The 7,452-nt window shown below is 47.5% G+C and carries 5 protein-coding genes and 3 pseudogenes; 4 read left to right on the plus strand and 4 right to left on the minus strand.

Features of this window, described 5'->3' with window-relative positions; genetic code table 11:
* Positions 1-327 precede the first annotated feature (327 nt).
* A complete protein-coding gene (locus GT753_RS25465; protein WP_160126134.1) occupies positions 328-2,346 on the minus strand; it encodes a glycosyl hydrolase family 18 protein in 2,019 nt (672 codons plus the stop codon).
* Positions 2,347-2,660: 314 nt separating this feature from the next.
* Between GT753_RS25465 and GT753_RS25470 the strand changes: the two are divergent.
* From GT753_RS25470 to GT753_RS25480, 4 genes and pseudogenes are all read left to right on the plus strand, one after another.
* Positions 2,661-2,961 (plus strand): annotated as a pseudogene (locus GT753_RS25470) (transposase); the annotation flags it as partial.
* Between the two features lies 1 nt (position 2,962).
* Positions 2,963-3,202: pseudogene (locus tag GT753_RS25895) on the plus strand (resolvase); the annotation flags it as partial.
* Positions 3,203-3,253: 51 nt separating this feature from the next.
* Positions 3,254-3,577, plus strand: a pseudogene (locus tag GT753_RS25475) (DUF4113 domain-containing protein); the annotation flags it as partial.
* A 111-nt stretch (positions 3,578-3,688) separates the two neighbouring features.
* Positions 3,689-4,198: a hypothetical protein gene (locus GT753_RS25480; protein ID WP_160126135.1), complete on the plus strand. Its 510-nt coding sequence runs from the start codon at positions 3,689-3,691 to the stop codon at positions 4,196-4,198.
* Between the two features lie 187 nt (positions 4,199-4,385).
* Here GT753_RS25480 and GT753_RS25485 read toward each other — a convergent pair whose 3' ends face one another.
* From GT753_RS25485 to repA, 3 genes are all read right to left on the minus strand, one after another.
* Positions 4,386-4,583, minus strand: a complete 198-nt coding sequence (locus tag GT753_RS25485) for a hypothetical protein (RefSeq protein ID WP_160126136.1) — start codon at positions 4,581-4,583, stop codon at positions 4,386-4,388.
* A gap of 998 nt (positions 4,584-5,581) precedes the next feature.
* The gene (locus GT753_RS25490; protein ID WP_254071049.1) at positions 5,582-6,505 is read right to left on the minus strand and encodes a Replication protein; all 924 of its coding nucleotides are present in this window, start codon (positions 6,503-6,505) and stop codon (positions 5,582-5,584) included.
* Between the two features lie 456 nt (positions 6,506-6,961).
* On the minus strand, positions 6,962-7,213 hold the full coding sequence (gene repA / locus GT753_RS25495) for a replication regulatory protein RepA (protein WP_160126138.1): 252 nt from the start codon (positions 7,211-7,213) through the stop codon (positions 6,962-6,964).
* Between the last annotated feature and the right edge of the window lie 239 nt (positions 7,214-7,452).

Consider the following 7,452-nt stretch of genomic DNA (forward strand, 5'->3'; position numbering starts at 1 on the left):
GCTTCCGCTTCGCGGAGAATACTGATGATCTGTTCGTCGGAAAAACGCTTCTTCATGGGGATGTCCTCATGTGGCTTATGAAGACATTACTAACATCGGGGTGTGTTAATCAACGGGGAGCAGGTCAGAACCATTCTATTTGTTGGCTGCCGAAATAACCGACAGCTCAACGTTTGCTGACACGCCGCTGTTAATGCGATACAACCGGCCCGATGAACGTGACAACACTTGCATGCAAAATGCCTGCATCTGGAGATGCCAAATGCAGGCATTATTAATCATTTGATGCCAACTTTATAAAACCAGATCACTCGCGTTGGGGGTGTTTCAAGGGATAGATACCCAGGCATTATCTAGGCCGGGTTTACCCCCTTGAACCCACCATTTTGCTCGATAGTTTTTTCCTTGCCAGGAAACACATTCACCTTTTCCTTCACCACGCGCAGTATCACCTAAATATGTTTTTTCGGGCTGCCATACTGGATAACCTTCGGGATTTTTCACTTCTGGCTTTATTGTCGATGGTGATTGCACGGATGGAAAGACGATAATTGTATATGACATATTTTCTGAGGCAGCACTGTTAGTATCAGTGACAACCAGAGAAAAAATAAATTTTTGTGGGCTTGAGACTTCTGGAGCAGTAAATTCCAGAGTTTCAGCGTGTTTGTCCTTAACCGTTATCTCCTCAGGAATACTCCAGCGATAAACTAACTTATCACCCTTAGTTTTATTGCAACTGCATTCGGAAAGCTGCAGGACAGAACCACTCTGCACACTCAATTCAATCTTAACATTTATATCATCACATGTTGGTGTCAGATGTTCTTTTTCATCTATTGTGTTATTACCAGTACTTTCTAATTTATACAGTTTTTCGCGTTCTGCTTTTTTTGAATACTTTTCAGACAATTCATTACCTAGCCCATCATTAATTGCATTAATCATGCAGCCATTATGATCCTGCTCTATTGTCCAAACAATTAATCCACCTAAACCACAGTCTTTCGCATATTTGGCTTTGTTGTATCCTGTTCTTGGTGTGTCTCCACTATAGTATAAGTGAGTGGTCGGATTATAGTAATAATCGGCATCACAACTTTTATCAGTATAAAGCTTAAATCCATTGATACCTTCCATATCCGGACCAGCCATATTCTCAATAAGATCATACGCTTCAACTACATTTTTTTCATAACTACCAAACACATCCCTTTTAGTCCATTTAATACCGTCAATCTCCTGCAAAAGCTCATCGCTATTTTCAATATCAGTGGCAGAGGATGGGTCCCCCCCCCTCATGATTTTACCTTTTTTCCCCCTGAAGTAATTAGCAACTCCGATATTAATTTTTTCCAGTGGAACCCCATAATTTTGGAGAAGAGTTACTGCCTCATGAACACTGTGTTCAGTATCCGAACTACTGTTCAAATTAGTCTGATGGCCTAAGTTATTTTCAAAAGAACCCCAGAAATCATAGGTCATCAAATTTACGTCAACTTTAGGAAGGCTAACAAGTTGATTGTAGTTATCTTTACCTATAGCTTCAATATGCTTTCTTGAGGCACCAGCCGCAAAACTTATCTCTATATTTTTCAATCCATTAGAGTCAAGCTTATGGCGAAGCTCACTGATTAAAGCAAGCAGATTAGCGCCATCATAGGGACGGTGTAAATCTGCATTTTCGCCTCCATGCCCCGGATATTCCCAATCAATATCAATAAAATCAAAACCCCATTTTTTGATAAAATTTACTACAGATTGATTAAACGTATTTCGATGATTGCGATCGTTAGCCATGCGATAAAATGGTTCAGTGAGAGTCCATCCACCAACACTAAAGCCTATTTTTAGCTGAGGATTTTTCGTTTTTAATGCTAATACTTGACCTACCAAGCCTCTTGCATTGCTTGGGTTTAATTTAGCATACACATCAGAAGACATAGGACCATAGAGTACCTCATCCCATCCCATAGAAACTTGTCGTTGACTAATGGCACTCTGAAAGTCCCCCCAGGGATCTAAAGGTGTTATTTCAAACTCTTTAAAACCAAACTGTTTAGCGCTCTTTTCGACAACTTCAGATTTTTCTTTGCCTTTATCACCTACAATGCCCAAAAATGCATAGACAATTTTAGTGTATGCAGTCGCATCTATAGCTTCTAAATTAAATTTTCGTTCGTATTGTGCCCAATCAGCCACATAGCCGATAATTTTTTGTGGAGCGTGCCTTTTTTTTACTTCTTCAGCCGCCAGAACGGCAGTTTGCATTTCTTTATCAGATCCATCTACATATATAACTTTTTGTTTAGTTAAATCATTTGTTGAAGATTTATAATCAAACATTATCGATACTCCTTTTACGGTAACTAGGTTTATTAAGTTTGCCAACATTATGATTCTATAGCATTAGTATCGTTCATGATAATTCTTCGTGCATTAACATCTGTATCTAATGCTACTAGTATTAAATCTTAGCAATTTCACGAATACTCATTAAACAAAATAACAGAATAATCTCATTAATTTGACCTACACGCAGGATTAGATACAATGATCAGTTAGTAATGTCGGCCCCTTTGATCTCTTCCCTTTATTCAGTACCGGCGTAAAGTGGAGTTTCCGGCCTTTCTTTCCCAGAACAAATGAGGTCATCCGGCATGAAAAAGACGCGTTATACCGAAGAGCAGATCGCTTTTGCCCTGAAGCAGGCAGAAACAGGTACGTGGGTGGAGGAAGTCTACAGAAAGATGGGGATTTCTGAGGCCACTTTTTACAACTGGAAGAAGAAGTTTGGCGGCATGGGCGTGACTGAACTGCGTCGGCTGCGCCAGCTGGAAGAAGAGAATCACCGGTCGCCGATCTCAGTTTGGACAAGGATATGCTGCAGGACGTCATCCGAAAAAAGTTCTGAGGCCGGTGCAGAAACGCGAGGCGGTCGACTACCTGCTAGCGGCGTACGCTTGTTTTTGGGATCTTTGCCGCACTGGCCTCAGCAAGAGCGCGCGGGAGGAACGGCGGACGGCCTTACAAAATGACGCCAATAAAATTGCGACTGGCAATGGCATCAATGGGGCGTCCAGAGACGAAAGTCAGTACGTTATGCCAGGAGCTGGGGATAACCCGACAAACGCTGTACCGCCACATATCCCCGGATGGTCAACTGCGCGCTGACGGCATAAAGCTGCTCAACCGGGGATAATTTGGGCGGACGGAAAAATCTGGGGTTCCGGCGTAGAACCCCATGCTGGCTACACAAGACACCCGCGACATCATAGCGGCGGCAGTGAAAGCCCTCGAAGCCATCTGGCGCGACGGGTTTCGGTATCAGAAAGCGGGCATCATGCTTAACGATTTCTGTGACAAACCCGGCCAGATCGATCTGTTCGACGAACATCCACCGCGCGCCGGTAGCGAACGATTGATGAAAGCGGTCGATGGCATAAATCACTCCGGGTTGGGGAAAGTCTGGTTTGCCGGCCAAGGGATCAATAAGGTTTGGGCAATGCGCCGTGAACTGCTTTCCCCCTGCTACACGACACGACTCAGCGATATTCCTGTCGCCAGGATGAAGTGAGTCATATTTCATCATCGAGGGCTCCGAGTTTGGTAACACATGGTATTGAAGATTGCAGGTCATTCCCTCCACTGTATAATCTTCGGTCTCTTGGTTCAGGGATCTGATCAAATGTCTGTAGGTGATGATGGGCTGCGCGATGCTATCGCGTTCTACACGGAGTGGGTATATAACGTTTCAGTGATTGGGCCGGGCGTGGCGGCGGAAGAATGGCAGGCACCATTATTCACATATATCATGACAAATAAGCAGTTTAATGAGCTTAACGTGATATGTAGACGAAACGGATGGCCACCTCAAACTAATCGAGGAGTCACGTTCTACCCCCATGTAATTAAACACATTCTTAATTCCAGGATAGGCAAAGACTGTCTTACGTGGTCAGAGGTAGTTGAAATCATCAGCGCGGCACTTAACTCACGAAGCACCGTTTTGCTAAAACGCGATTATAACCAGCAAGTTATCGTACTGAATTCTGTTGATGTCTTGAGAGTTGGGCGAACAAAAGAAAAATACCGAGGGGCATTGATTGTGGAGGTGTCCATAAAAGACTTGGCCCCGATCACCGCTTATCACGCGAACGAGGCCAAAGTACGCACTATCATGAAAGATAGAGGGTAAAGCGTGTAATCAGTCGGGGGTACGCCACCCTGAGCGATTTTCCTCAACTGAATGAGAATAAACCATAATGCCCAGCGTTCTCCCCATCGGTCCCACAATAAACATTGCCATCGTAGGTCTGCATGGCATCGGCGTTTTTCCATGCGTCAACTGATTACGACTACGATTATACGCTCGCGTATATTGCTTAGTCAAATTTGACCAACGCTTTGTGTATCGCCCCCAGGGCTTGTGCTATTAACCACATACCGCCAGGAATCACTGCCAACACCCACAGGACAGAACCCAAAACATCGCCTTGCAATTGGTCGATCTTATCAGCGGTAGCCGCCAGGTAGATAGCACTCAACACATAAATTCCGGTAAATTGACCGTTCTTCTTCATGGCGTTACTTCCTTACTAACTAAAATCTCACGCTACTGCCAGCCGACCTGCTGGTCAAAGTTAAAGGACCGCAAATTGCCTTCCTTTCCCCGAACTATCAAATACCACCTAGCAACTTATTTATGCGCGTCAGCGCATGCAGGCGACAGCTGGTCTACAAGAGAACATCAGCTGGTAAGGGTCGCCGGTCGCGCGGCGAAGCCGCCCAGGACTGATAGGTATCGTCTATCCCATCCCTCGCCCTGTAAGACCAGTTCCGCTAAACGCGATGTGTATCTTTGTGTGCGCCGTCGGAGTGGTCACGGCAAGGCGTAGCCGCCGCCGGGGCGTATCTCCGCGTTAGCGGGCCGTGAGGGCCGCTTACGGGCGTGTAAGCAGAACGTTCAGCAACAAATCTGAAAGCCACTCTATTCCTAGTTACAACATCCATCATTAAAAGCGACTCTGTTCCGGCCCTTTGGGCCGGGCGGCGGCGCTTTTCAGCGGTGGTGAGGTGAATTGTGAGGCTGAGGTTGGTGAGTTCGGTTTGCTGAGAAATTTTCACGGTTCTTGCTTGGGTGCAGAGTGTTCTGCCTGCAGCTGTTGCTGCAGGAGCTACTTCTGATTTTGCTGAGTGTGATTGGGATGTTAAGGGCGATGTTGTTTTTTGCCCGAGCAAAGCGAGGGACGTACTCAACAGCACTCGGCGTTAGCCGGTGCGCTGAGTCACTCCCTTTTTAAAGGGCTTAGTTTGTTCAGAAACAACCTTCGAAATTAAGCATATTACTAAGTACCTTTTCGAAGTTAATGTAGATTACGAAGTTAATGTCGAAATTAAAGGGTTATTCCTCGTCGATCGCTATTGTCTGCGTCCCCGATCGACGCCGGCGGTCGCGAAAATCATGCCGGCATCTGCCGAAACAGGCCGGATCAATGGCCAACCAGGCATCAGCGGCGGGAAACAGGCAGCACAAAATCCCCGCGGGTCAGGCAGGGTAAAGCAAGCTATGTTCGGAAAATTAGGTTGGAATGGCGCCAGCACGCTCCAGCAGCAGCCGGTAGAATGCCTCTGGATCGCTGTTCAGCAGTCCAGGCTGTTCACGTTTGAGCGTATTTTCCAGCTCCATCGCCTTCAGCGGCGAGCTGCCCATCGTCCACTGCACCCAGGCCTGATAAAAGCGGTTCTGTTTCTGGCGCCGGGCGGCGGCCAGCTTTTTGATGCCGGCGGCGGTGTCATCCAGCAGCGTATCCAATCGCTGCTCGTTCTGCTGCCGCCTGGCCAGTTCGTTGCCAATCGCCTGTTCCGCGCCGCGCTTAAGGTTTTGCAGGTCGGGACTCACCACCCACCGCCGAATCTTTTTCAGCCGGTTCTTCAGCGAGTGCTTGCGCTCGATGTCTATCCCCAGATGCGCGATGCGCACCAGGTGGCGCTCGTATTTTTGCCTGAGCGTTTCGGTCAGGCCGTTTTTAATCGCCCACAGCCGGTATTGGTTCAGCCACTGGCGAATTTCGTCCACCCGGATGCCACGGCTTGTGAAGAAGTTCTCCGTCAGCCAGATGCGCAGCGGCTTGTTCTGACCGGTGTCAGTATCCTGCCCGCGCGACACGATGAGATAGTCCAGCTGCTCGAGCACCGACAGCGCATGCAACGCCACGTCATAAGCCTTTCGGCCACTTTCGTAGACGTGCAGCACTCCCATGGCTTTGGCCACGTCCTCGAACGGCAGCATGATCTCGAACGGGTAGTCGCTGTCCGGGTTATAGTCGCAGTTTGCCCCCAGCACGAGGGAAAGCACTGTCAGCGCCTCACGGCTCTCCGACCGCGCGGCAATACGCATCGGTTTGGGACGATAGTCCGGGTTATTGCGTTGGGTATAGGGGATGTAGCCCTGCCGGCGCAGCTCGATCAGATCATCATTACGCCGCCAGTCGTGACTACTCATACGAGCAACAACTTTGCTCGCCATGCCTTTCGGCACCCGGCAGCATAGGTTTGGCGTATAGCGACGATGAATTTTTTGTTGCCCACGCCGAAGCGCATTAGCCTCGCCACGCCGGGAACCATGGGATTCATTGATGTGGTGCTCAACATTCGCAAATTGGCTATTCAAGTAGCCCTTCGCTTATGTTGCGCCGAAGGAGTTGACCTTTCAAAGTCATAAAACTATACTCCCCGTATAGAGCAACAGCTTCTATACGGTTTTAAGTAGGCCCCGGTTTTCTTCTCGCTCCGCCAAGATTGAGGAAGATTATCGGGGTTTTTGCTTTTCAGTGTTCCGATAACAGCCTCGGAACCCCTTCCCTGCCACCTTGCGGCGTGGCCAACCAAAAATTCTGCTAAACGATCAGTAATCTAGCACTCACGGCTACAACGATCAAGAATGTGATGTCGTTGCATTTCAAATGTGTCTTGTCGACTCCATTTCAATCAATCGCTCAATCATTTCGGCCTGTGTAATACCTTCTCGTTCACACATGCTTTGAAGTTGATGCTTGAGTGAGTCTCTAACAAAAACACGTACTTCTTTGTGTGTGCTTTTCTTCCGTTCCAGAGAGATCTGCTGCCGTTCAGCGGCGCTCAACGGACTCCCCTTACGATAGGAACGTTTCGTTCTCGATGAGGAAGTTACTACGCTTACGGCTTGTGTCATTTCAGCCTCCCCAAGGATCTAAAAAGGATCATTTAGCAGAGACTACTACAAAAACCTTGGCTTAGCAGCTTCAAAGCGATCTTTTCTGTCCAGAACATATGATATTGGCGGATATGAGACGACAATAACTCAGTCCGCCTGGTGCTGATTATTCTGGCCGGTTTTGTAATCTGAATGTCATGTTCATGATCCAACAGGAAATGGCGTGACGCTCAATACTTCTCAGGTCAGTTACTACA

It is taken from the genome of Serratia sp. Z4 (genome assembly GCF_009900725.1).
Classification (GTDB): Bacteria; Pseudomonadota; Gammaproteobacteria; order Enterobacterales; family Enterobacteriaceae; genus Serratia; species Serratia nematodiphila.